The 24750-nt window shown below is 71.0% G+C and carries 17 protein-coding genes; 3 read left to right on the top strand and 14 right to left on the bottom strand.

Going from position 1 to position 24750, the window contains the following annotated elements; translation table 11 throughout:
- Nucleotides 1–13 precede the first annotated feature (13 nt).
- Nucleotides 14–2188 (top strand): DEAD/DEAH box helicase, encoded by a 2175-nt coding sequence (locus tag OG519_RS26510; protein WP_405593019.1) that lies wholly within the window; start codon nucleotides 14–16, stop codon nucleotides 2186–2188.
- A 197-nt stretch (nucleotides 2189–2385) separates the two neighbouring features.
- Nucleotides 2386–2976: a hypothetical protein gene (locus OG519_RS26505; RefSeq protein ID WP_405588770.1), complete on the top strand. Its 591-nt coding sequence runs from the start codon at nucleotides 2386–2388 to the stop codon at nucleotides 2974–2976.
- A 3-nt stretch (nucleotides 2977–2979) separates the two neighbouring features.
- On the opposite strand, the gene OG519_RS26500 is transcribed toward OG519_RS26505, so the two are convergent.
- From OG519_RS26500 to nrdR, 7 genes are all read right to left on the bottom strand, one after another.
- Nucleotides 2980–3651, bottom strand: coding sequence for a hypothetical protein (locus tag OG519_RS26500; RefSeq protein ID WP_405588767.1), 672 nt, complete (start codon nucleotides 3649–3651; stop codon nucleotides 2980–2982).
- A gap of 54 nt (nucleotides 3652–3705) precedes the next feature.
- Complete coding sequence (locus OG519_RS26495; protein WP_405588765.1) at nucleotides 3706–4392, bottom strand: ribonuclease HII; 687 nt, start codon at nucleotides 4390–4392, stop codon at nucleotides 3706–3708.
- A 146-nt stretch (nucleotides 4393–4538) separates the two neighbouring features.
- A complete protein-coding gene (locus tag OG519_RS26490) occupies nucleotides 4539–5201 on the bottom strand; it encodes a histidine phosphatase family protein (RefSeq protein ID WP_405588762.1) in 663 nt (220 codons plus the stop codon).
- A 136-nt stretch (nucleotides 5202–5337) separates the two neighbouring features.
- Nucleotides 5338–6333 carry an RNA polymerase subunit sigma-24 gene (locus tag OG519_RS26485; protein ID WP_405588760.1) on the bottom strand — a complete coding sequence of 332 codons (996 nt, stop codon included), beginning with the start codon at nucleotides 6331–6333 and terminating at the stop codon, nucleotides 5338–5340.
- Nucleotides 6321–6926, bottom strand: a complete 606-nt coding sequence (locus OG519_RS26480; RefSeq protein WP_405588758.1) for a YdbC family protein — start codon at nucleotides 6924–6926, stop codon at nucleotides 6321–6323. The genes OG519_RS26485 and OG519_RS26480 overlap by 13 nt, the downstream gene beginning before the upstream one ends.
- Nucleotides 6927–7131: 205 nt before the next feature.
- The gene (locus OG519_RS26475; protein WP_405588756.1) at nucleotides 7132–10077 is read right to left on the bottom strand and encodes a vitamin B12-dependent ribonucleotide reductase; all 2946 of its coding nucleotides are present in this window, start codon (nucleotides 10075–10077) and stop codon (nucleotides 7132–7134) included.
- Between the two features lie 121 nt (nucleotides 10078–10198).
- Nucleotides 10199–10711: a transcriptional regulator NrdR gene (gene nrdR / locus OG519_RS26470; protein WP_405588753.1), complete on the bottom strand. Its 513-nt coding sequence runs from the start codon at nucleotides 10709–10711 to the stop codon at nucleotides 10199–10201.
- Nucleotides 10712–11272: 561 nt separating this feature from the next.
- Here nrdR and lexA point away from each other — a divergent pair.
- Nucleotides 11273–12052 (top strand): transcriptional repressor LexA, encoded by a 780-nt coding sequence (gene lexA, locus OG519_RS26465; RefSeq protein ID WP_405588750.1) that lies wholly within the window; start codon nucleotides 11273–11275, stop codon nucleotides 12050–12052.
- A 175-nt stretch (nucleotides 12053–12227) separates the two neighbouring features.
- Here the strand turns inward: lexA and OG519_RS26460 are convergent, their stop codons facing one another.
- The 7 genes from OG519_RS26460 to OG519_RS26430 all read right to left on the bottom strand — a co-directional run bounded on the left by OG519_RS26460 (nucleotide 12228) and on the right by OG519_RS26430 (nucleotide 24683).
- Complete coding sequence (locus tag OG519_RS26460) at nucleotides 12228–14285, bottom strand: ATP-dependent DNA helicase (RefSeq protein ID WP_405588747.1); 2058 nt, start codon at nucleotides 14283–14285, stop codon at nucleotides 12228–12230.
- A 124-nt stretch (nucleotides 14286–14409) separates the two neighbouring features.
- Nucleotides 14410–16176 carry an IucA/IucC family protein gene (locus OG519_RS26455; RefSeq protein ID WP_405588744.1) on the bottom strand — a complete coding sequence of 589 codons (1767 nt, stop codon included), beginning with the start codon at nucleotides 16174–16176 and terminating at the stop codon, nucleotides 14410–14412.
- Between the two features lie 41 nt (nucleotides 16177–16217).
- A complete protein-coding gene (locus tag OG519_RS26450) occupies nucleotides 16218–16904 on the bottom strand; it encodes a GNAT family N-acetyltransferase (protein WP_405593017.1) in 687 nt (228 codons plus the stop codon).
- The gene (locus OG519_RS26445; protein WP_405588741.1) at nucleotides 16904–18718 is read right to left on the bottom strand and encodes an IucA/IucC family protein; all 1815 of its coding nucleotides are present in this window, start codon (nucleotides 18716–18718) and stop codon (nucleotides 16904–16906) included. Before OG519_RS26445 ends, OG519_RS26450 begins: the two co-directional genes overlap by 1 nt.
- Nucleotides 18719–19112: 394 nt before the next feature.
- The gene (locus tag OG519_RS26440) at nucleotides 19113–20516 is read right to left on the bottom strand and encodes a diaminobutyrate--2-oxoglutarate transaminase (RefSeq protein WP_405588738.1); all 1404 of its coding nucleotides are present in this window, start codon (nucleotides 20514–20516) and stop codon (nucleotides 19113–19115) included.
- Nucleotides 20517–20743: 227 nt separating this feature from the next.
- Nucleotides 20744–22249, bottom strand: coding sequence for a GTPase HflX (hflX, locus tag OG519_RS26435; protein ID WP_405588735.1), 1506 nt, complete (start codon nucleotides 22247–22249; stop codon nucleotides 20744–20746).
- A 244-nt stretch (nucleotides 22250–22493) separates the two neighbouring features.
- Entirely contained in the window at nucleotides 22494–24683 is a 2190-nt protein-coding gene (locus tag OG519_RS26430) for a RelA/SpoT family protein (RefSeq protein WP_405588732.1), read from the bottom strand.
- Between the last annotated feature and the right edge of the window lie 67 nt (nucleotides 24684–24750).

Raw genomic sequence — 24750 nt, 5'->3', positions numbered from 1 at the left:
ACCCATGAACGAAATGACCACCGCGCTGCGATCCGCGGCCGACACCGTACTGAGCCGACTCGTCGGCGCCGCCCCCGGCGCCGCGCGGCTGCGCGAGGATCAGTGGCGCGCGGTCGAGGCGCTGGTCGCGCACGGCCGCAGAACGCTGGTTGTCCAGCGCACCGGCTGGGGCAAATCGGCGGTCTACTTCGTCGCGACCGCGCTGCTGCGGGAGCGCGGCAGCGGCCCGACCGTGATCGTCTCGCCGTTGCTGGCGCTGATGAGAAACCAGGTGGAAGCCGCCGAGCGGGCCGGGATCAAGGCCCGCACGATCAACTCCTCCAACCCCGAGGAATGGGGAGAGATCGAGGCCGATGTGGCGGCCGGTGAGCTGGATGTCCTGCTGGTCAGTCCCGAACGGCTCAACAACCCGGACTTCCGCGACGAGGTGCTCCCCAAGCTCGCCGCGACGACCGGCCTGCTGGTGGTCGACGAGGCACACTGCATCTCGGACTGGGGTCACGACTTCCGTCCCGACTACCGGCGACTGCGCACGATGCTCAGCGATCTGCCGCCCGGCGTTCCGGTGCTGGCCACCACCGCCACCGCGAATTCCCGGGTGACGGCCGATGTCGCCGAGCAGCTCGGCACCGGCGCCTCGGGGTCAGAGCAGGAGGAAGGGGCCCTCGTGCTGCGCGGGCCGCTGGAGCGCGAGAGCCTCTCCCTGGGGGTGCTGCGGCTGCCGGATGCCCCGCACCGGCTGGCCTGGCTCGCCGACCATCTCGATTCCCTGCCGGGTTCCGGCATCATCTACACCCTGACGGTCGCGGCCGCCGAGGAGATCACTGCCTTTCTGCGCCGTCGGGGCTATCCGGTCGCCTCCTACTCAGGGAAGACGGAGAACGCCGATCGCCAGGCCGCGGAGGCCGATCTGCTGGCCAACCGTGTCAAAGCGCTGGTCGCGACCTCGGCGCTGGGCATGGGATTCGACAAGCCCGACCTGGGATTCGTGGTGCACGTCGGCTCGCCCTCGTCGCCGATCGCCTATTACCAGCAGGTCGGCCGGGCCGGCCGCGGCGTGGACCATGCGGAGGTGCTGCTGCTGCCCGGTCAGGAGGACGAGTCGATCTGGCGGTATTTCGCCTCCCTCGCCTTCCCGCCCGAGGAACAGGTCCGCCGAACCCTCGATGTGCTGGCGGCCTCGGACCGTCCGCTGTCCGTGCCCGCACTGGAACCACGGGTCGATCTGCGGCGGTCCCGGCTGGAGATCATGCTCAAGGTGCTCGATGTGGATGGCGCGGTGCGCCGGGTAAAGGGCGGCTGGACCGCGACCGGGCAGCCCTGGGCGTACGACACCGAGCGGTACGCATGGGTGGCTCGCCAGCGTGCCGCCGAGCAGCAGGCGATGCGGGAGTACGCCGGGACGACCGCCTGCCGAATGGAATTTCTGCGCCGACAGCTCGACGACGAGCAGGCGGCGCCCTGCGGCCGCTGCGACAACTGCGCGGGGGCCCGCTTCCCGGTGGAGGTGTCGGCAGCCGCACTGGACGCGGCCAGGGCCGCACTGGGCAGGCCGGGCGTGGAGCTGGAACCGCGCAAGATGTGGCCGACCGGTCTGGACGCGGCCGGGGTGGCACTCAAGGGCCGCATCCCGGCGGCAGAGCAGGCCGAGTCGGGCCGGGCGCTCGGCAGACTCTCCGACATCGGCTGGGGCAACCGGCTGCGTCCGCTCTTCGCCGAGGGTGCCGCCGACGGGGCGGTGTCGGCGGAGGCGGCCGACGCGGTGGTCCGGGTACTCGCCGACTGGGCGCGGGGGGCGGGAGGTTGGGCGAGCGGGGATCCGGACGCCCCGGATCGTCCGGTGGGCGTGGTGGACATAGCCTCACGCCGACGCGGCCTGCTCGTCGAGTCGCTCAGCGGCCGTATCGCCGAGATCGGCCGGATACCCTTGCTGGGTCGGGTGGAGTACGCGGAGGGTGGCGATCCCGGCGGGGTGGCGCGCAGCAACAGCGCACAACGGGTTCGCGCCCTGTACGGGGCCTTCCGTCTGCCGCCCGAAGTGGTCTCCGCGCTGCGGGCGACACCGGGACCGGTGCTGTTGGTGGACGACTTCGCGGACACCGGATGGACGATCGCGGTCGTCGCGCGAATGCTCAGACAGGCCGGGGCGACGGCGGTATTCCCGCTGGTCCTGGCGGTTCAGGGCTGATCCGTCGGCGTCGGTGCACCGGCCGGAAGGGATCTATCCCCTCGGACAGGTCCATACCGGTCGGTGGCGGCAATTGCCCGTTGCCGCAAGGAGTTACGGGAGGAAGAATTGGCTTCGGATCCCCGATCGGCTCATCGAGCCTTCTCACCGGCGTGCGCCCGCGCCCGGTCCACGGGTGTATCTGTGAAGGGAGGACCGTGACTATCGGCTTCGTTGCGGAGACATCCACAGCCACCGCCTCCCGCGCGTCACGCAATCTGGAACCGGCCGAATGGACCGGTGTCGGGGTGCCGTTGCTCGCAAATCCGCGTGATGTGATCAAAGATCTGCACTCCCGGCATCTCCCGTCCCCGTCCATGGCCGTGGTCGCGGTCTACGATCCGGATGGCCGCATCAGGGCGAGCGCTTCTTTCGCCTGCCGACCGGATGTGGTGGACGGCTGGGAGCGGCGCAACGCGTTGCTGTCCCATCTGCGCCGGGTCCTCCCGCACGATCTGCGGCTGCGGCAGCCGATACGGACCACGGTGCTGATGGTCTGCCGCGACGGCGAGACCGGCTGGACGGCGGAGGACGGCGCCTGGATGTGGGGACTGCGCGACGCCTGCACTCTGCACGGCCTGCGCTGCGGGTCCTATGTGACGCTCACCGGCGGCGGCTGGAACATCATTGGTGAGAACCGGGCCGGCCGCACGCCGAACGCGACGTTGTCGCCTCGACGGACCGGCGAGTCGGTGCCGGTGATTCCCGGTGGAACACCGCAGCCACTGCGCCGGGCCGCCGTCCGGTGACGACTAACTGCCGGCGGCCAGCAGGGTGGTGATCCGGTCCGGGTCCCCGCAGACAATCAGCAGCGAGCCGGCTCGGGCGAGCGCGCCCGCCAGGGCCTGGGGCAGCGTCTCGTCGGAGCCGCCGTCGAGCGCCACGACCACCACCGGCCGTCCGGTGGCACGCTCCGCGGCGATGTCGGCGTAGAAGACATCGTCGGCGGTGGCGTACTGGGCCCAGTAGGAGTCCTCCCCGAAGGAGAGCTCGTGAGAGGCCCAGGGGTGCGGATCGCCGGTGGTGAGGACGAGGATCTCGCCGGGAGCCCGGCCGGCGTCGAGCAGCCGGTCGACCGTCTCGTCGGCGGCGTCCAGGACCCCGCCGGCGGCGGCAGGGACGAGCTGGATCTGCGCGCCGGCGCCGGAGACGGTGCGCTGCTGTTGTTTGGGTACGCCGCTCGGGGTCACCGGGCCGCTACCGCTGGGAGCCGCGGCGCCGGTTCCGGCGGGACGGCTCGGTCCGGGCCGCCCGGGACGGACACCTGCCGACGCCGCGTCCTTGGGTGGCGCGGGCCGCGGCGCCGCAGGTCGCGGCGGGCCGGGAACAGGACGGGGGGTCGACGCACTGCGGCCGGCGGCCGGAGTATTGCGCGGACCCGGGACACTCTCGTGAATCTGAGGCTCCTCGGGGGTGAGAGGCATGAGTTGATGTCTATCAAAGACGGCACGAATGCGCAGCGGCGAGTGGACGCTGAATCAAAAATCGAAACCGAGTTGTTCCCCTGTCTCGACGCCCTCCCGCACCCGCTTCAGGTGCTGCCAACGGGGCATCGTGTCCAGGTACGACCATGAAAGCCGGTGATGGCCGGTCGGCCCGAACTCCTCAAGGGCCGCGCGGTGAACGGGGGACGGATATCCGGCGTTGGCCGCGAAAGCGAACGGGGGGTATTCGGCTCCGAGTTCGGCCATTGCGGCGTCCCGCCGGACCTTGGCGATGACCGAGGCCGCGGCCACGGCGACGCAGGACTGATCGCCCTTGATCACCGTGCGCACCCGCCATGTCCCGCCGAGATAGTTGTGCTTGCCGTCGAGGATCACCGCGTCGGGCCGTTCCGGCAGTCCCTCCAAGGCGCGTGAGGCCGCGAGCCGCAACGCCTCGGTCATGCCGAAGTCGTCGATCTCCGCAGGTGAGGCGTGCCCCAGTGCGTAAGAGGTCACCCACCCGGTGAGCACGGCGGCGAGCTTGGTACGGCGGATCGGGGTGATGAGCTTGGAGTCGGTCAGGCCTTCCGGCGGACGGCGCAGTCCGGTTATCGCGGCACACACGGTGACCGGTCCCGCCCAGGCACCGCGGCCCACCTCGTCGATACCGGCGACGGTGCGTACGCCGAGGGTGGCGCGCATCGAGCGCTCGACGGTGTGGGTGGGTGGTTCGTACGGCATGACGTGGTCAGCCTACTCTGCGGCAACATGCCACTCACAGGGGGTCGATCAAGGCGATATGACCCACTCGGGGAGGCTTTCGCAGAGCGAAAGGGCAGCCATCGCGCGCCAGACGCGGTCGGCGTCGATCTTCCGGTGGGCAGGACTTACGGACCACCGCCGCCGGGAGGGCCGGGAGTGCCCCAGCGCTCGAAGGGCCGGTCCAGGACGTACCGGCCCTCCTTCTCGGCGATCAGCATCCGGGTCTCGCCGTTGGCCGGGTTGGAGAGCATCTCGAACTCCTCCACCGTCCAGTGGAACCAGCGCGTGCAGAACAGCCGCATGGTCAGGCCATGGGTGACCAGCAGCACGTTCGGCGGAAAATCCGGCTGCTTGAAGGCCCGGTAGAGGGTCTCCAGGAAGGAGCCCACCCGGTCGTAGACGTCGGCGCCGCTCTCCCCCATCGCGAACCGGTAGAAGAAGTGCCCGTAGGAATCGCGGGCTTTGCGCTGCCGCTGGATGTCCTCGGGGTCCTGCCAGTTGCCCCAGTCCTGTTCCCGCAGCCGCGGTTCCTCCCGGGCCCGGGTGAGACCGGGATCCAGGCCGAGCGCGCGGAAGGTGTCCCAGGTCCGCCGATACGGGGAGACGTACGCCTGGACCCGCTCCTCACCGAAGACCCCGCGCAGCAACTCTCCCGTCTGCCGGGCCTGCCTCAATCCGTCGGCGGTGAGTTCCAGGGCGTGATCCGGCACCCGCTCGTAAATGGTGTCGTCCTGGTTGCCCTGGGACTCCCCGTGCCGGATGAGCACGATACGGCGAGGGCGTCCCATGGTGATCAGCCTATTGCGCGCGCGAGGAGACCGCGCGCCATCCCCGAAAGGGATGACGTCCGCACGACCGTCGACCGCCACTCACCGCGCCGTCGAACCCGTCGGACCCGTGGAACCCGTCGGACCCGTGAGCCGGTCAGCCGGCCGACCCGCCCAGCTCGGCCCACTGCCTGCTGACGAACACCAGCCGCGCCGGATCCGCGACCGCCCTGATGCCGACCATCCCCTGGACGCCGAACTCCGGCGCCAGCACCCCGACGACCTCGGCCCCGGCCGCCGCGATCAGCGCCGCGTCACCGTTGACCTCGGCGATGTGGCCGCGCACGCCGTCGCGGATCCGCTCCCGTACCGCCGCGAGGAAGCGGCCCACCTTCGCCGTACCCAGGACGGGACGCCGTACGACACCGGGCTCGCCACCGCCGTCCGACCAGGCCACCACGTCGTCGGCGAGCAGTTCCTCCAGCGCGACCGCGTCCTCTTCCTTGATCGCGCGCAGCAGCTCCGCCACCGCCGACCACCGCTGCTCCTCGCCCTCCGGCGTCCGCGGCGGGGTCTCCGCCTCCTGGAGGCGGTGCCGGGCCCGCCGTTCCAAGGTCACGTACCGCGCCTCGGGCAGGCCGAGGACCGTCGCGGCTTCGGCGGGGCCGTAATCGAACATCTCATGGACCACAGCCGCGGCCCGCTCTCCCGGTGCCAGCCGCTCCAGCAGCACCAGTCGCGCCATCGAGACGGCCTCCCGGCGCTCGGGGGTATCGAGCGGCCCCAGCGTGCCGCCGGCGGTCAGCACGGGCTCGGGCAGCCACGCCACGGTGTGCGGCTCCCGCCGCGGGCGTACGGGCTCACCCCGGCGCAGAGCAGCGGCGAAGACCTCCGCCACCAGCCGCCGGTACGGATCCCCGACAGCGCCCCCGCCGAGGGTGCCGTCCTCGGGGAACGTGCCGGTGGCCTCCCGCAGGACATCCCGTACCACCTCGCCCGCCCCGCACGCCGATCCGAGCATGCGATAAGCGGCTCCGAAGAGCCGCACCGCGTCGGCGCCGGTCACGCCGACCGGCAGGTCGAGAGGCGAGCGGACGCCTGTGGGATACGTCTGGCCGCCGGGGCAGCCGAGGGCGATCGTCAGACCGTCCACGCCTGCACCACATCCACCACGTCACCCGTGACGGAGAGCACATCGACATCCAGCTCCGCGCGTTCCGACAGCCGGGACACCGCTCCCTCACGGTATTTGCCGTGCTCGGTCGCGGTGTTCCACATCGAGAGCACCACGAAGTCGTTGCCCGCTCCCTGGCCGAAGATCCCGCGCAGCATGCCCGGGGAGCCGGCCATGGCCGGGTTCCACACCCGTTGCTGCATGAGGGTGAAGTGCTCGACCCGCTCCGGCCGCACCTTGCACAGCGCGACCCGCAGCAGATCGGTGTCGCCGAACCTCGGCTCGAAACCGACCTTCACATCGAGCCGGTGCTCGAAGAGATTGACGGCGAGCATCTCGAAGGTGCCCTGCTGCCCGGCCGCGATCCCGTCGTGCGGGCCGGCCATGAAGGCGTCGTGGGAGCGCTGCGCGTCCCAGAAGGTGAAGAGGTGCGCCACGCCGGGCTGAGCCCGGCTCCAGCCGCCGCCTTGGCCGCGGAACCCGGGCTGCTCCCTGAGCGCCGCCCACCTTCGCTGACCTCGGTCGAACCCTGGCCGATCGACGACGCCGCAGCGTATCCACTTCACCAACACCGCGCCATCGTAATCGCGTTGGGGCGCTTGCCATGACCCCACGGCAGGACTGCCGTCACGTCCTTACGCGTTCCGGCCTCGAACGGCCGCCGACAGCGGGCACCCCGCGAGCGGCGGGAGCGCTCCGAGAACGCCGAGGGCGGCGGAGCCGACTGATCGACTCCACCGCCCTGACCGGCCGCCTTACGCCCGAGGGCGTCAGGGATCAGCTACAACCGCTGGTCGAGCCGCAGCCCTCGCAGACGTAGCAGCTACCGGCGCGTCGCATCTTCGTCCCGCAGGAGAAACAGAGCGGGGCGTCGGCGTTGAGCCCGAGCTGGATCTCCAGCAGCTCGGTGGAGTTGTGCGCCTCCTTGGGCGCGGGCATCACGGCCTCGGGCTTCGCCACGGTGAGCGGCGGGCGCGGGGACGAAGCCGGGGCCGACGGGGATGGGGACTCGGTTTCGCGCGGCGCGGACTGAGCGAGGCCCTCCACGTCCATCTCCTCGTCGGTGGGCTCGTAGGAGCCGGTGTCGAGGTGGCGCTGGCGCTCGGGAGCGGAGTGGATGCCGAGCGCGGACCGGGTCTCGAAGGGCAGGAAGTCCAGCGCCAGCCGGCGGAAGATGTAGTCGACGATGGACTGCGCCAGCCGCACATCCGGGTCGTCGGTGAGACCGGCCGGCTCGAAGCGCATGTTGGTGAACTTCGAGACGTACGTCTCCAGCGGCACGCCGTACTGCATACCGACCGAGACGGCGATGGAGAAGGCGTCCATCATGCCCGCGAGGGTGGATCCCTGCTTGGACATCTTCAGGAAGACCTCGCCCAGGCCGTCGTCCGGGTAGGAGTTGGCCGTCATGTACCCCTCGGCGCCCCCGACGGTGAACGAGGTGGTGATGCCGGGGCGCCCCTTGGGCAGGCGCTTTCGCACCGGGCGGTACTCGACGACCTTCTCGACCGTGGCGAGCGGCCGGACGGCGGCCGTGACCTCGCCCTTGGCCTCTGCCGCGGCGTCTGCCTTCGCCTCCTGTCCGCCCTTCTTCTTGGCGGAGAGCGGCTGGCCGACCTTGCAGTTGTCGCGGTAGATCGCCAGCGCCTTGAGGCCGAGCTTCCAGCCCTCGAAGTAGACCTGCTCGACCTCCTCGACGGTGGCCGACTCGGGCAGGTTGACCGTCTTGGAGATGGCGCCGGAGAGGAACGGCTGCGCCGCGGCCATCATCCGTACGTGGCCCATGGCGGAGATCGCCCGCTCACCCATGGCGCAGTCGAAGACCTCGTAGTGCTCCTGCTTGAGGCCGGGCGCGTCGATCACATGGCCGTGCTCGGCGATGTGGGCGACGATCGCCTCGATCTGCTCCTGCTGGTAGCCGAGCCGCTTGAGGGCGACGGGCACCGTGTTGTTGACGATCTGCATGGAGCCGCCGCCGACAAGCTTCTTGAACTTGACCAGCGCGAGGTCGGGCTCGACGCCGGTGGTGTCGCAGTCCATCATCAGGCCGATGGTGCCGGTCGGGGCCAGCACCGACGCCTGGGCGTTGCGGAAACCGTGCTTCTCGCCGAGGCGCAGCACGTCCTGCCATGCCTCGGTGGCCGCCGCCCAGACCGGGGTGTCCAGGTCGTCCGCGCGCAGCGCGATCGCGTTGGCGTCCGAGTGCTGCGTCATCACGCGCTTGTGGGCGTCCGCGTCACGGGCGTATCCGTCGTACGGGCCGACGACCGCGGCGAGTTCCGCGGACCGCTTGTACGACGTACCGGTCATCAGGGAGGTGATGGCGCCGGCCAGCGAGCGGCCGCCGTCGGAGTCGTACGCGTGGCCCGTCGCCATCAGCAGCGCGCCGAGGTTGGCGTAGCCGATGCCGAGCTGCCGGAAGGCGCGGGTGGTCTCGCCGATCTTCTCGGTGGGGAAGTCCGCGAAGCAGATGGAGATGTCCATCGCGGTGATGACCAGCTCGACGACCTTGGCGAAGCGGTCGGCGTCGAAGGTCTGGTGGCCCTCGTCGTCATGGCGCAGGAACTTCAACAGGTTCAGGGAGGCGAGGTTGCAGCTTGAGTTGTCGAGGTGCATGTACTCGCTGCACGGGTTGGAGGCGTTGATCCGGCCCGCTTCCGGCGAGGTGTGCCAGTGGTTGATCGTGTCGTCGTACTGGATGCCGGGGTCGGCACACGCCCAGGCGGCTTCGGCCAGCTTGCGGAAGAGCCCCCTGGCGTCGACCTCCTCGATCACCTCACCGGTCATCCGGGCCCGCAGGCCGAACTTCGACCCCGACTCGTACGCCTTCATGAAGTCGTCGTTGACGCGGACGGAGTTGTTGGCGTTCTGGTACTGGACGGAAGCGATGTCGTCGCCGCCCAGGTCCATGTCGAAGCCCGCGTCGCGCAGGGCGCGGATCTTCTCCTCCTCCTTGACCTTGGTCTCGATGAAGGCCTCGACATCGGGGTGGTCGACGTCCAGCACGACCATCTTCGCCGCGCGGCGGGTGGCGCCGCCCGACTTGATCGTGCCGGCGGAGGCGTCGGCGCCGCGCATGAAGGAGACCGGGCCCGAGGCGTTGCCGCCGGAGGAGAGGAGCTCCTTGGAGGAGCGGATACGGGACAGGTTCAGGCCCGCGCCCGAGCCGCCCTTGAAGATCATGCCCTCTTCCTTGTACCAGTCGAGGATCGACTCCATGGAGTCGTCGACGGACAGGATGAAGCAGGCCGAGACCTGCTGGGGCTGGGCGGTGCCCACGTTGAACCACACGGGCGAGTTGAAGCTGAACACCTGGTGCAGCAGGGCATAGGTGAGCTCGTGGTCGAACAGCTCGGCGTCCGCGGCGGAGCCGAAGTAGCCGTGCTCCTCGCCCGCCTTGCGGTACGTGCGCACGACCCGGTCGATGAGCTGCTTCAGGCTGTGCTCCCGCTGCGGGGTGCCCACCGCGCCGCGGAAGTACTTACTGGTGACGATGTTGACCGCGTTCACCGACCAGAAGTCGGGGAACTCCACGCCGCGCTGCTCGAAGTTGATCGAGCCGTCGCGCCAGTTGGTCATGACGACGTCACGGTGCTCCCAGACCACCTCGTCGTACGGATGCACGCCGGGAGTGGTGTGGATGCGCTCGCTGCGCAGGCCCTTACCCGCCTTCGACGCCTTGACGCGTGAAGCGCGTGCCGAGCCGCTCGTCGTCTCTGTCATTCCGCCTCCCTTTACGGGCGAAAACGCCCTGATGTGCCGGGTTCTTCCCTCGGCACGGTCTTGTTCTGCCGCCTCGGCGCCGCGAGGCGGCGCTCCGGCACATCCTTGTCCCGGCGGCCGCTCAGTCGGCTGCGGCGGTGGGCGCGGGGACCCCGAGGTCCTCGTCGAGCCCACCGGGAGCGGTGGGGGGCAACTGCTCACGCAGTTCTGTGATGGCCCCTTCGAAGTCCTCAAGGGAGTCGAAGGCCCGGTAGACGCTGGCGAAGCGGAGGTAGGCCACGAGATCGAGGTCCTGGAGCGGGCCGAGTATGGCCAGCCCCACGTCGTGGGTCGAGAGCTCGGCGCTGCCGGTGGCCCTGACCGCCTCCTCGACGCGCTGCCCGAGCTGCGCCAGTGCGTCCTCGGTGACCGGGCGCCCCTGGCACGCCTTGCGTACGCCGGCGATCACCTTGTTGCGGCTGAAGGGCTCGGTGACCCCGCTGCGCTTGATCACCATCAGTGACGCGGTCTCTACGGTGGTGAACCGGCGGCCGCAGTCCGGGCACTGCCGCCGGCGGCGGATCGAGGACCCGTCGTCGGTGGTGCGGCTGTCCACCACACGGCTGTCCGGGTGCCGGCAGAAGGGACAGTGCATGGGTCTTCCACTCCCTCCCTCACCGTCTGGTGAGCGCACGACAAAAGGCTCCGCGGGGCTTTCCACGGATCGCGCCCGATCTCGTGACGACCCTATGACCGTGCACGAGACCACAATTTGTGGTGCCCGGGTCCCATCTAACCACTAGATGTGGGGCTGGTGGACCAGAGGGGGCCCTTCCGCGTGTCGCGCGTGCGTTGACCGCGCGCCGCCCCTGAGCCGTCGCGACGGACCGGGCTCGGAGCGTCTCGGAGTGTAGGCGGCGACCCCGGACAACCCTCGATTGGACTCCCCTGAACGGGCCGGAGGGACACAATGGCAGAACCGGCGGGGCGCGGCACCCTGCGCCGGAGCCAGGTGGCGAGCGGCAATTTTGAGAATCGAACTTCCATTCGATCAATACACCCGGTACCTTGATCACGTCAGCGGATTTATGCAAATTCACTCGAACGTGTGTTTGGCGCAACCTTTCGAAACCCACTACCGTTGTACTAACTGCCCGTGCCGCGAAGCGGGCCGACCGCAGCCCATGCGGTGGAGAACATCTGGAAAGGGGCCGCCGTGACCGCCACCGCAGAGAGCGCCACAGCGACATTGACCGCACTTGACCGCTCCCCGGATCGAATCGGCCCGTTGGACGTGATGAACGAAGAGAACGCCCCGAAGCCCGCGCGCTCACTTCCCGGACGGCCCCCGGGTATTCGCGCCGACAGCTCGGGACTCACCGAACGCCAGCGCCGGGTTATCGAGGTCATCAGAGACTCGGTCCAGCGGCGCGGATATCCGCCGTCCATGCGGGAGATCGGCCAGGCGGTGGGGCTGTCCAGCACTTCCTCCGTGGCCCATCAGTTGATGGCACTGGAGCGGAAGGGCTTTCTGCGGCGCGATCCGCACCGGCCGCGCGCCTACGAGGTACGGGCTTCCGATGCCGGCCATCCGCAGCCCGCGGACACCACCGGCAAGCCCTCCGCGTCCTATGTGCCGCTGGTCGGCCGGATCGCGGCGGGCGCGCCGCTCCTCGCCGAGGAATCGGTCGAGGACGTCTTTCCGCTCCCCCGGCAACTGGTCGGCGACGGCGAGCTGTTCGTCCTCAAGGTCGTCGGTGACTCGATGATCGAGGCCGCCATCTGCGACGGCGACTGGGTGACCGTACGGCGTCAGCCCGTCGCGGAGAACGGCGACATCGTCGCGGCGATGCTCGACGGCGAGGCGACGGTGAAGCGCTTCAAGCGAGACGCCGGCCATGTGTGGCTGCTGCCGCACAACGCGGCCTATCAGCCCATCCCGGGTGACGACGCCACCATTCTCGGCAAGGTGGTGGCGGTGCTGCGCCGGATCTGACCCCCGGCCTCCCCATTCGGGCCCCGGAACCACTGCGCCGGTTCCGGGGCCCCTCTGTGTCAGCGGGCCCCGGATGCGGGACTGTACGGCCCAGGCAGCCCAGCGGGCCGACGCTGCCGGGACTGGCCGGCCCGGGGTGCGGCCTACTCAGACAGAGACGCCCAGGCAGCGGCGGTCAGACCGCCTGCCCAGCTTCCGCCGGCACCTCGCTCTTCCCCGTCCCGGGCTCCGTCCCCGGTGACTGCGCCGTTTCCGCCGTTTGCGCGGCCCGCGCCGTGGCATCGATCGCGGCGAGCGACTTCCGCACCTGATTGCGGTCCGTGGTGTACCAGAGATCGGGCATGGACGACCGGAGGAAGCTGCCGTAACGGGCCGTGGCGAGCCTCGGATCGAGTACGGCGACCACGCCCCTGTCCCCGGTCGCCCGGATCAGCCGACCGGCGCCCTGGGCCATCAACAGCGCCGCGTGGGTCGCCGCCACCGCCATGAATCCATTGCCGCCGTGTTCCTCCACCGATTTCTGCCGGGCGCTCATCAGCGGGTCGTCCGGGCGCGGGAAGGGAATGCGGTCCATCACCACCAGTTGGCAGTTGACGCCCGGCACATCCACTCCCTGCCACAGCGACAGCGTGCCGAAGAGACAGGTGGCCGCGTCATCGGCGAACCGATGGATCAGCTCGCCCAGGGTCTCCTCGCCCTGGAGCAGCACCGGGTGGGTCAGCCGCCCCCGCAGTGCCTCGGCGGCCGTCTGAGCGCCCCGCATGGACGAGAAGAGCCCGAGCGTACGACCCCCGGCCGCCTCGATCAGCTCGGCGAGTTCATCGAGCATGTCCTCGCGGGCACTGTCCCGGCCGGGCTGGGCCAGGTGCCGGGCGACGTAGAGGATGCCCTGCCTGCGGTAGTCGAAGGGCGAGCCGACATCGATGCCCTTCCACGGGGGCACGTCCTCGCCCTCGGTGCCCTCGGGCGCCAGCCCGAGCGAGGCCGCGACCCCGTTGAAGTCGCCGCCCAGTTTGAGTGTGGCGGAGGTCAGCACCACCGACCGGTCGGTGAAGAGCTTCTCGCGCAGCAGCCCGGACACGTTCAGCGGGGCCACCCGCAGCGAAGCCCCGTACCGGTCGTGGCGTTCGCACCACACCACGTCGTACTCCGAGCGCTGGATCAGCCGTTCGCTGACCTCATGGACGTGCTCCACCGAGGCCAGCGCCTGCTTGCGTACCGCGTCCTCGTCCTGCACGGACTTGTCACGGGTCTCGCCGAGGGCGGTGATCACCTGGCGGCAGGCATCGCGCAGCGCGGCCAGCGCGTAGCCGAGATCCTCGGGGATCTCCTCAAGGCGGCCGGGCAGTGCGAGTTCCATCAACCGCTCGAAGCCCTCGCCGGCGCTCAGCAGAGCGTCTGCGGCCTTTTCGTTCACCAATTTGGCAGCGCGCTTGACCGCCCGGTTGACGCCGATCGGCGTGAGTTCGCCGGTGGCGACGCCGGTGACCCGTGACACCAGCTCATGCGCCTCGTCGATGATCAGCACCTCGTGGCTGGGCAGCACCGGGGCGCCCTCGATCGCGTCGATGGCGAGCAGCGCGTGGTTGGTGACCACCACGTCGGCCAGCTTGGCCCGCTCCCGCGCCGCCTCGGCGAAGCACTCCGCGCCATAAGCGCACTTGGTGGCGCCCAGGCATTCGCGCGAGGTGACGGCCACCTGGCTCCAGGCGCGATCGGAGACGCCCGGCCGCAGCCCGTCCCGGTCACCGGTCTCGGTCTCGTCGGCCCAGTCCCGCAGCCGCAGCAGATCCTGGCCGAGCTTGCTGGTCGGCGCCGCCGCCTCGAACGGGTCGAAGAGGCCGTCCTCCTCGTCCTGCGGCACGCCCTCGTGCAGCCGGTGCAGGCACAGGTAGTTGGAGCGGCCCTTGAGCATGGCGTATTGCGGCTCCCGGCGGAGCAGCGGCTGGAGCGCCTGCACGGTGCGCGGCAGGTCCCGCTCGACCAGCTGCCGCTGCAGGGCCAGGGTCGCGGTGGCCACCACGACCGTTTCCCCGTGGGCGAGGGCGGGCACCAGGTAGCCCAGCGACTTTCCGGTGCCGGTGCCCGCCTGGACGAGCAGATGGGACTGGTCGTCCACGGCGGCCTCGACGGCTTGGGCCATGGTGACCTGACCGGCCCGCTCGGTCCCGCCGACGGCGGTGACGGCGGCGTGCAGCAGGTCGGTGAGTGCGGGTGAGGGCGTGGCAGTCATAGGGAGGCAAGCCTACGGTGAGCCACTGACAGCGCGGTCCTCGTGGCCGGTGCGAGAGCGCCGTTGATGCGGGGCACGCGGGACCCGGCGGCACCGCCGCCGTGGCCGGTCGGGGGTCGGCCGGTCAGGGGACGTACAGCGGATTGAGCACGGTGCCGTGGACGGCCGCGTGCGGGCGCTGGGCGCGGTCGCGGTATCCGTCCAGGTGAAGGCGGTTGCGGTTCAGACACAGCCGCTCGATTCTCGGCGTGAGCAGATCGAACATGGCGAAGCGCTCCTTCAGCTCGGGAAAGCGCTCCTGGTGACGCAGGATCTCGTCGCGCACCAGTGCCCAGAACTCCTCTTCGGGGACACCGAGCTGCCGCTCGCACAGGGGCGCGAGATAGCGCAGCACTCCGACGAAGAGACCCGAATGGATGAACTGGGTGAGGAATTCCGGCGGCTCGGTCAGCAGCACGGCGCGGACGTCGGCGGGCATCGTGGCGTGTTCCGGCAGCGCCTCGGAGGAGACGTTGATGTCGTCCACGAAGTCCTTGACCGCCAGGCGTACCGGAATGTCGTGCTCGTCGAAGACCACGATGGCGTTCTCGCCGTGCGGGGAGAACACGGTGCCGTAGCGGTAGAGGAAGTGCAGCAGCGGAGGCAGCAGCGTGGCGAAGAGGTGCCGCAGCCACACCTGTGGGGGCAGTCCGGAGCGTGCCACGAGTTCGGTGGTGAAGGCCCGGCCCCGCGGATCGGTGTGCAGCAGCGCGGCCAGAGTGCGGGCCCGCTCGCCGGTGTCGAGGTAGACGCCCAGCGGCTCGCGCCAGATACAGCCGAGCAGCTCCCGGTATTGGTAGGGGACGGTCGGCAGTTTGTCGTACTGCGGATGGGAGACGCTCACCGAGGCGACCTCGCCGAGCAGGATCACCCGGGCCTCGTCCCGCAGGAAGCGGTCATGGTCGCGCAGGCCGTGCACCCAGGAGGTGACGGCGGGGGCGGCGAGGGTGCGTTCGGTGGGCAGCCCCCGGTAGACGAGGGTGTTGAGAATCGACAGCGGCAGTTTCACGCTGTGCCGCAGCGGACGGCTGACGTTGAGAAACGTCCGGATCGACTGCTGCGGCAGCCGGAGGTCGCTGTCAGTGGTGAGGAGCATGATGGATCCGTCGGCGATCGCGGCTGCGAAGAGCGGGGCGACGGTCTGTTCCCACTGCCAGGGGTGCACGGGCAGCAGCAGATAGTCGTCCGGGTCGCGGTCCCGGCCGGTGATGGTGCGCCGGAAGGTGCTGAGCGTGGCGGGGGTGAGTTCCTCCGCGTAGAGGAGATCGGGGGTGGCCAGCATGGTGGTGCCGCGGTATCGCGCGAGGTCGCGGTGGACGGCGATCCAGGGAAGGCGCTGCTGCTCGCGGGCCTCCGGGGTCCAGCGGGCGGCGTCGGCGTCCGAGAATCCGATACGTCCTTTGTTGGCGACCAGCCAGGGGTGACCGGTCTGGTGCCCTTCGAGCTCCGCGTACCCCAGGTCGGCCAGCTCCGCCGCGGACAGCGCGCCTGAGGCGAGCCGTACGTCGGCGCGCAGCGTCGCCAGCAGTTCTCTGACGAGGTGGCCGAGGGTGTCGCCGGTCAGCCCGAGCACGGTGTCGTGGCCGTGCGCCAGGAAGTGCAGCGGGTCGCCGGTCGGCTCGATGCTGTCCGCGTCCACGTACCAGGAGCCGTAGCAGCCCCGGCGGGCGCGGAACCGGTAGGTGAGGTCCGCGCCGAGGGCGAGCCGGTAGGAGGTGGAACCGACCGAGGGGTCGAGTTCGGGCACGATCACCTCTTCGTAGGCGAACTCGGCGAGCATCTTGGCCAGCAGGCGGCGGGACGCCTGCTGCCAGGCCAGTGAGTCGGACGAGGACGACGGTGCGGCGATCACTGTGGGCTCCTGCGTGGGGGCGACGGGGAGGAGGCGGACGGTCAGATGAGGTGGCGCAGGGCGCGGTCCCGGACCATCAGGGCGGCCCGCTTGCCCGGGAGTTCGATCTCCGCGCGCAGCCGGAAGCCGGAGCTGAGGAATGCCGCGACCGAGGGGGTGTTGCGCAGATCGGGTTCGGCCACCACCCGGGTGCAGGCGGGCCGGTTGTCGAGCACCATCGTGGAGACGGCACGCAATAACGTGCTGCCCAAGCCTCGGGCGCGGTCCCCGGCGCCACCGATCAGCAGATGGATACCGGTGTCGTGCGGCCTGGCCGGGTAGTGCCGGGCCAGCGGGTCCAGGTCGGCGCGGTAGATCTCCCAGTAGCTCATCGGGTTGCCGTCGAGGACGCCGAGACAGGGCACACTGCGGCCGTCGCCGGTCAGTTGGGACCGCAAGTGCTCCTCGGTGACGCAGGGATCCCCGGCCAGCTCCCAGTAGTCGGCGACGGCCGGATCGTTCATCCAGCCGGCGATCAGGGCGAGGTCGCGGCCGAGCCGCACCGGGACGAGCCGGAAGGGCCCGGCGGAGGTCTCGGCGGCCGGCCAGTCGGCGACATGGTCGAGGAGGTCGGCCGGGGCGCGGGGCGGACCGAGCGGGCCAGGCGGCGTGGCGGCGAGGAGAGCGAGAACGTGCGGCGGCAGCTTCAGATCGAGGGTGTCTTCGGTACTGGAGTCGGTGGAGGGCATCATCGGGCCAGGGGATTGGGGATGGTCACGTACACGGACTGGGTGTCGACCGGGCCGACGAGTTCGTCCATGCCGTGCAGCCGGGTCAGCAGATTCGCCTTGCAGCGCAGCCGGGCGCTGTGCAGCAGCCGCTCCGGGAGGCTGCTGCCCTGACCGTCGGCCGCGAGGAAGCGCCGGAAGGCGGCGAGCAGCACCTGTTCGCCGACCAGGCCCTGGGAGCCGAAGGCGCCGATCAGGCCGAGGACGTTGTTGATGCCGAGGTAGTAGGCGAAGCGCTCGTCGGCCACCGCGTCCGCGACGAAGGTGTCGCTTGCCTCGCCGATGCCGGGCAGCAGCCCTTCGAGGGCGGCGCGGCGCGACTCCCGGAAGTAGTAGCCCTGGTTGTCGCGGTAGCGGCCGCCGCAGGGCCAGCCGTCCGCGTCGAGCAGCACCAGCGTGTTCTGCTGGTGTGCTTCCAGGGCGATGCCGGCTTGCCCGTCGAGCCAGAGCACCGGCCGCACCACCACATCGAGGTAGCGCAGGAACCACTCGGTGGCGACCGCCCCGGGCGGTCTACCCGTACGGCCGGCGAGGTCCGCGATGACGGCGGCCAGTCGGGAGCGCAGGGTGGGGGCCGGCACGCCGGGCCACGGCCGGGGCGAGGTGAGCCCGGCCACGCAGTGTGCCTGTGGGCCGGCGCCGAAGGGGTTGTGCCTGAGCATCACGTCCAGGCCGGGCAGCGGCACCCCGTCGGAGGTGTCCGCTCCGAGCCACGCCGGGTCGCGCACGATGTCGAAGCCGGGGTGGGCGGCGTGCCAGGCAGTGGCCAGTCCGGCGCGCAGCAAGCGGTGCACCTCGACGCCGCGAACAAGCTCCTTGCGGAGGTTCTCCCGGCGGGAGTTGGTGATGCGCAGTCCCAGCGAGAGCTTGAGCATCGCGGGCGCGTCCGGCCGGTAGACGGTCCGCACCGAGGAGGTCGGGAACCACGGCTCCCCGAGGGGGCCGAGATCGTGCAGCAGCCCGGCCTCGAAGAGAGCGCGTACGGCGGGTCGGTGGCGGATGTCGCCGGCCTGCCACGGATGCAGCGGCAGCGGCGCCGTTCCGGGCGGCAGGACGAGTCCGGGGCCGGCGAGCGCGGTCAGCAGGTCGACGGCCGGGACCGTACGGCCGCGTTCGGTCCAGGCGGAGTCACCGGTCGCCAGGGAGGCGTCCACCGCGAGCCAGTGCAGGGCGAACCGGCCGCGCAACTCCGGCGAGTAGGCGACGCTCTCCGCCTCACTGAGCCCCTCGCGTCCCTTGGGGGCCGGATGCAGTGGATGCCCGAGGATCAGGGCCTGCTCGGAGTCGAGGAAGGGCACCTCGGGCGCGACGGGTCCGGGCTGTTCGCGGCGCTCGGCGATGAAGACGGCGGTGCGCCGGACCGAATCGGCGACCCGGGCCACCAGATCGGCGCCCTCGGCGGGGTCGCCGCCCCCCTCGCGGGCCAGCAGCGCGGCCAGTTCCACCGCGCTGAGCGGGCGTTGGTCGGCTGTCGCCAGCAGGGCCGGGCCGAAGCGGTGATGTCCTGCCGCGGACCAGTGGTGGACGGCGGCCTGCGCCTCCGAACCGCTGGCCGGCAGGGGAATCCGCAGTAATCCGTCGGCGGGCTGGGTGAGTTCGGTCTCCCGGACCCAGCAGCGCAGCAGATTCTCGGTGCCGACCGCGTCGCCGGCGCGATACGGGTCGGGGTGCGACGGAGGTTCGATGCCGGGGGCGGTACGGGCGGCGCCGACCCGCTGGGACGGCACCTGATGATCGTGCGCGCGGGCTGCGGCCGGGGGCAGGGGTGCGGTCATACCGGGGCTCCACTTTTCGGTGCGGTGGGGGCGGCGGGTGCCGGGATCGGACGGGGTGTGGTGATCGGGCGAGGTATGGCGGTCGGGGGCGGCGCTGCCATCGGGATGGCCGCGCGGTGGTGCCCGGAGCCCGGGGTATCCGGGCTCTCCGGGATCTCCGGGCTATCCGGGGAACCCAACATCGCCAGGGCCCCGGATACCGGCGCGGAAGGCGGGCCGGCGACCGGCTCCGACATTCGCCCGTCGCCGATCCGGGCCCGCGGAGCGAACGGCGACACGGTCGGTCGGCGCTTCAGCGGCCGGCCGCGACGGCAGGGGCCCGCTGGCTGACCGGGGCCCCCGGGCCGGCCAAGACCCCCGGGACGGCCGGGACCACAGCGCCTCGGCTCCGGACTCACGCCGGGCCGCCGTCGGCGCCGGCCAGCGCCGCCTCGATGGCCGAGGCGAGCCGCTCAAGCACCGCCTCGGCCTGCTCGTCGGTGATGGTCAGCGGCGGCAGCAGCCGCACCACACTGGCGTGCCTGCCGCCGAGTTCCACGATCAGGCCGCGCCGCAGCGCCTCCTGCTGAACGCGGGCGGCGAGTCGCGGCGCGTTCGGCAGCGCCCCGAAGTCATCGGGCTCGGCCTCGGCATCGACGAGCTCGACACCGATCATCAGACCGCGGCCTCGGACATCCCCGATACAGGCGTGGTGGGCGGACAGTCCGCGCAGCCGGCACATGATGCGGTTGCCGAGGGTCTCGGCCCGCTCGTCCAGGGCGTTCTCCCGGACGAAGCGCAAGGTGGCGGCCCCGGCGGCCATCGCGAGCTGGTTGCCCCGGAAGGTGCCGGCGTGGGCACCGGGCTGCCAGACGTCCAGCTCGCCCCGGTAGACGATCACGGCGAGCGGCAGGCTGCCGCCGATCGCCTTGGACAGCACCATCACATCCGGCACGATCCCGCTGCGCTCGACGGCCCAGAAGGTGCCGGTGCGCCCGACCCCGGTCTGCACCTCGTCGACGATCAGCGGGATGCCCCGCGCGGCGGTGATCTCCCGCATCCGCCGCAGCCAGGTCTCGGGCGGGGGGATCACCCCGCCCTCGCCCTGCACCGCTTCGAGCAGCATCGCGGCCGGCGGCTGCACGCCACCCTTGGGATCGTCCAGCAGGTTCGCGGTCCAGCGCGCCGACAGCTCGGCGCCCCGTCCACCGCCGGTCCCGAACGGACAGCGGTAGTCGTACGGATACGGGAGCCGGGTGATCCGGGCGTCCATATCACCGGCCGCGGACCGTACCGCGACATCGCCGGTCGCCGCGAGGGCACCGGCGGTCATGCCGTGATAGCCGCCGGAGAAGGCGAGCAGTCCGCTCCGCCCGGTGGCGATCCGGGTCAGCTTGACCGCGGCTTCCACCGCGTCGGTGCCGGCCGGGCCGCAGAACTGGATCCGCCCGTGCTCGGCGAGCTCGGCCGGCAGCGTCTCGAAGAGCGCGGTGGTGAAGCGGTCCTTGACCGGTGTGGCGAGGTCGAGCACATGCAGGGGCGCCCCGGAATCCAGGACGGCTCTGATGGCTTCCAGCACCACCGGGTGGTTGTGTCCGAGGGCGAGGGTGCCCGCCCCGGACAGACAGTCCAGATAGCGGCGCCCGTCCGCGCCCTCCACGGTCATTCCCCGGGCCCGCACCGGTACCACCGGCAGCGAGCGGGCGTAGGTGCGCGCGGCGGATTCACGCTGCGCCTGCCTGCGGAGAATCCCCTCCCCCGCGGTGATGTCGTCCGCCGGTGCCGCCAGTTGTCCCGGCACGCTCGACAAGGCCGCCACGTGTTCTCTCCTCCGGATCGGCATACCGTCTCGTCGTCCCCCGTCCGTACTAACGACGCGGTGACAAACCGATCACGGGCGGTCGCCGGACTTTCGACTCCATCGAGGGCAAAAAGTAAGGACCCACCTCACTGAGGTGGGTCCTTACCTGTCCCGGCACAGGTCCGCGCTGCGAGCCGGTGACCGCCGCTACGAGCGCTGCGAGCGACAGGAGCGCTACGGGTACGTCACGCCCGCGCCGCCAGCGTGAACGGCGCCAGCTCCGCGGCCAGTTCCTCGTGCACCCGCACCTTGAGCAGGGTGCCGTCGCCGGTGTGCTCCTCGGAGAGCACCTCGCCGGCGCCGTGCACTCGGGAGACCAGTCCGCCATGGGTGTACGGCACGAGTGCCTCCACCTCGATGTCCGGCCTGGGCAGTTCGTCGTCGATGAGCGCGAGCAGCTCGTCGATGCCCTTGCCGGTGCGCGCGGAGACCGCGATGGCGTGCTTCTCGTTGCGCAGCAGGCGCTGAAGCACCACCGGGTCGGCGGCGTCGGCCTTGTTGATCACGACGATCTCGGGAACGTCGAGCGCGCCCACGTCCCGGAACACCTCGCGCACCGCGGCGAGCTGCTCCTCCGGCACCGGGTGCGAGCCGTCCACCACGTGCAGGATCAGATCGGCGTCGCCGACCTCCTCCATGGTGGAGCGGAACGCCTCGACCAGGTGGTGCGGCAGGTGCCGCACGAAGCCGACGGTGTCCGCCAGGGTGTAAAGCCGACCGCCCGGCGTCTCCGCCCGGCGCACGGTCGGGTCCAGGGTGGCGAACAGCGCGTTCTCCACCAGGACGCCGGCCCCGGTCAGCCGGTTGAGCAGCGAGGACTTGCCTGCGTTGGTGTAGCCGGCGATGGCCACGGAGGGCACCTTGTGGCGCTTGCGCTCCTGGCGCTTGAGATCGCGGCTGGTCTTCATCTCCGCGATCTCCCGGCGCATCTTCGCCATCTTCTCGCGGATCCGCCGCCGGTCGGTCTCGATCTTGGTCTCACCGGGACCACGGGTGGCCATGCCGCCGCCCGATGAGCCGGCGCCACCGCCACCCATCTGCCGGGACAGCGACTGGCCCCAGCCGCGCAGCCTGGGCAGCATGTACTGCATCTGGGCGAGCGAGACCTGCGCCTTGCCCTCCCGGGACTTGGCGTGCTGGGCGAAGATGTCCAGGATCAGCGCGGTCCGGTCGACCACCTTGACCTTGACGACGTCTTCCAGGTGGATCAGCTGTCCCGGGCTCAGCTCACCGTCGCAGACCACGGTGTCCGCGCCCGTCTCCAGCACGATGTCCCGCAGCTCCACCGCCTTGCCGGAACCGATGTACGTGGCCGGGTCGGGCTTGTCACGGCGCTGGATCACCCCGTCCAGCACGAGGGCGCCCGCGGTTTCCGCGAGTGCGGCGAGTTCGGCCAGGGAGTTCTCGGCGTCGTCCACGGTGCCGCTGGTCCAGACACCGACGAGCACCACCCGCTCCAGCCGGAGCTGCCGGTACTCGACCTCGGTGATGTCCTCGAGTTCGGTGGAGAGGCCCGCGACGCGTCGGAGTGAGGCACGGTCGGAGCGGTCGAACTGGTCGCCGTCCCGGTCGCCGTCGATCTCATGACTCCAGGCCACGTCCTCTTCCATCAGGGCGTCGGCCCGCAGGCTCTCCGGGAGGCGCTGGCGGTTGTCCGAGAAGTCCGAGGAGGAAGAAGAGATGGAGGTCATTGGATCCTTTGGTCGTACGGTTACGGTCCGGCGGCCGTTGGCGCGCCGTGTTCAGACGATGGTCGCACGCCCGGCAGACCCGGTCACGCGGGTTTTCCACAAGGCGTACCCGGTGGGCGGCAAAGAACACTCATCCGACGTATTAATGAACGAATGAGTCACCGGCGGCATTCCCCCACACGGGTTCGCCCACCGGGGTGCGGAGCCGTCCCGGCGAGCGCCGATCGCTGTCGGGCGCCGCGCCCTACTCCGGGTCGGGCCCCGCCACGGCCGACCGGGTCCGGTAGACGTCGTACACCCCGGGGACGGAGCGCATCGCCCGCATCAGGGCGCCCAGTGTCCGGGGGTCGCGCAGTTTCACGGTGTAGGTGTGCCGGACCCGGTGCTCCTGCGGGGGCTCCACCGCGGCGGAGACGATGCCGACGTCCTGCTCGGCGATGACCTCGGTGAGATCGGCGAGCAGTCGGGGCCGGCTGAGCGCCTCGGCGAGCACGGTGGCCCGGTAGCCGCCGACCGGGGCCCCGTCCCGCCATCGCACGGGCATCGGCTCGCGTCCGCTCCCGGTCATCCGGGCGGTGGACGGACACTCGACGCGGTGCACCGCCACGGTGCCGCCGCGGATGAGGAACCCGGTCACCCGGTCCGGCGGCACCGGCGTACAACAGCGGGCCAGCCGTACCGTCGCACCCGGCAGGTCGGAGACGGCGATCGGCTGGCCTCCGGGCACGGCGTCCGGGGCCGGGGCCGGCCGGGCCGCGGGGGTGGGCGCCGGCTGGGCCTCGCCGCCGGCCGGGTGCTGGGTGAGCCAGCGGGTGATCGCGATCCGGGCCGCGGGGGTGATGGCGTGCTCCAGCCAGCCGCGGTCGGGCCCTGAGATGGCGGAGTCGTCCATCACCAGCTGGACGGTGTCCCCGTCGCGGAGCCGGGTGCCCAGCGGGGCGAGCCGTCCGTTGACGCGGGCACCCACGCAGGCGTGCCCCGATCCGCCGTGCACCGCGTAGGCGGCGTCCACGCAGCTGGCGCCGGCGGGCAGCCGGATCGTGCCGGAGGCCTCGCCGCCTCGGCTGGCGAAGACGGTGATCTCCCGGTCCTGGGCGAGGTCGTCCCGCAGCGCCGTCCAGAAGGTGTCGGCGTCGGGCACGGCGCGCTGCCACTCCAGCAGGCGGGCGAGCCAGCCGGGCTGGGTGGGGTCGACCCGCACGCCGCCGTCGGGGCTTTCGCCGTGGTCGGTGTCCGCCGGTGCGGTCGCCTCGGCGCCGGCGTGCGGGTCGCCGAGGGCGATCACTCCGGCTTCTGCGACCCGGTGCATCCGGTGGGTGCGGACCAGGACCTCGGCGATCCGGCCCTGCTCGTCGGCGATCGCGGTGTGCAGCGACTGGTAGAGGTTGAACTTGGGTGCGGCGATGAAGTCCTTGAACTCGGCGATCACCGGGGTGAAACAGGTGTGCAGCTCGCCGAGGACGGCGTAGCAGTCGGCGTCCTCGGCGACCAGGACCAGCAGCCGGCCGAAGTCGCAGCCGCCGAGCCGGGCGCCGCCGCGTTTGAGCAGCAGCCGGTGGACGGAGACCGCGTGCCGGGGCCGGATGTCGATCTCGGCGGCGATGCCGGCCTCGTGCAGCACCCCGCGGAGTTCGTCGGCGACGGCCGCGAGCGGATCCGGGGCGGCGGCGTGCTCCTCGATCATGGCCCTGGTGCCGGCATGCTCCTCCGGATGAAGGATCGCGAAGACCAGATCTTCGAGCTCGGACTTGAGCGCCTGGACGCCGAGGCGTTCGGCCAGCGGGATGAGCACGTCACGGGTGACCTTGGCGATGCGCGCCTGCTTGTCGGGCCGCATCACCCCCAGCGTCCGCATGTTGTGCAGCCGGTCGGCGAGCTTGATGGACATCACCCGGACGTCGCTGCCGGTGGCGACGAGCATCTTGCGGAAGGTCTCGGGTTCGGCGGCGGCGCCGTGTTCGACCTTCTCCAGTTTGGTCACGCCGTCCACCAGGTAGGCGACGGACTTGCCGAACTCCCGCTCGACCTGATCGAGCGTCACCTCGGTGTCCTCGACCGTGTCGTGGAGGAGAGAGGCGGTCAGGGTGGTGGTCTCGGCGCCGAGTTCGGCCAGAATCAGGGTGACGGCGAGTGGGTGGGTGATGTACGGCTCGCCGCTCTTGCGCGTCTGGCCGCGGTGCGAGGACTCGGCCAGGACGTAGGCCCGCCGCAGTCGCTCGATGGCGTCGGGGCCGGCGCCGGGCTGCCGGGCGCGATGGACCTTGATCAGATGTTCGATGGCGTCGGGCAGCCGGTCCCGGCCGGAGCTGCCGAGCAGCGCGGCACGCCCCAGCAGTCGCAGGTCGAGGCGGCGAAGGCCGCGCTTGCGGTCCGCCGCGGTCCGTCCCACGTCGAGCGCGGGCCGTCCCGCGTTCACCGCGTTGTCTGCGCTCATCGGTCCTCCGCCAGCGTGGACCGGCCGCGGAGCCCTCCACGACCCGGGGGCCGCGCCGGTGATTGAT

The sequence above is a fragment of the Streptomyces sp. NBC_01190 genome, from assembly GCF_045039895.1.
Taxonomy (GTDB): domain Bacteria; phylum Actinomycetota; class Actinomycetes; order Streptomycetales; family Streptomycetaceae; genus Actinacidiphila.
The sequence above is the reverse complement of the archived record's forward strand: the minus strand, read 5'-3'. Positions and strand labels throughout refer to the sequence as shown.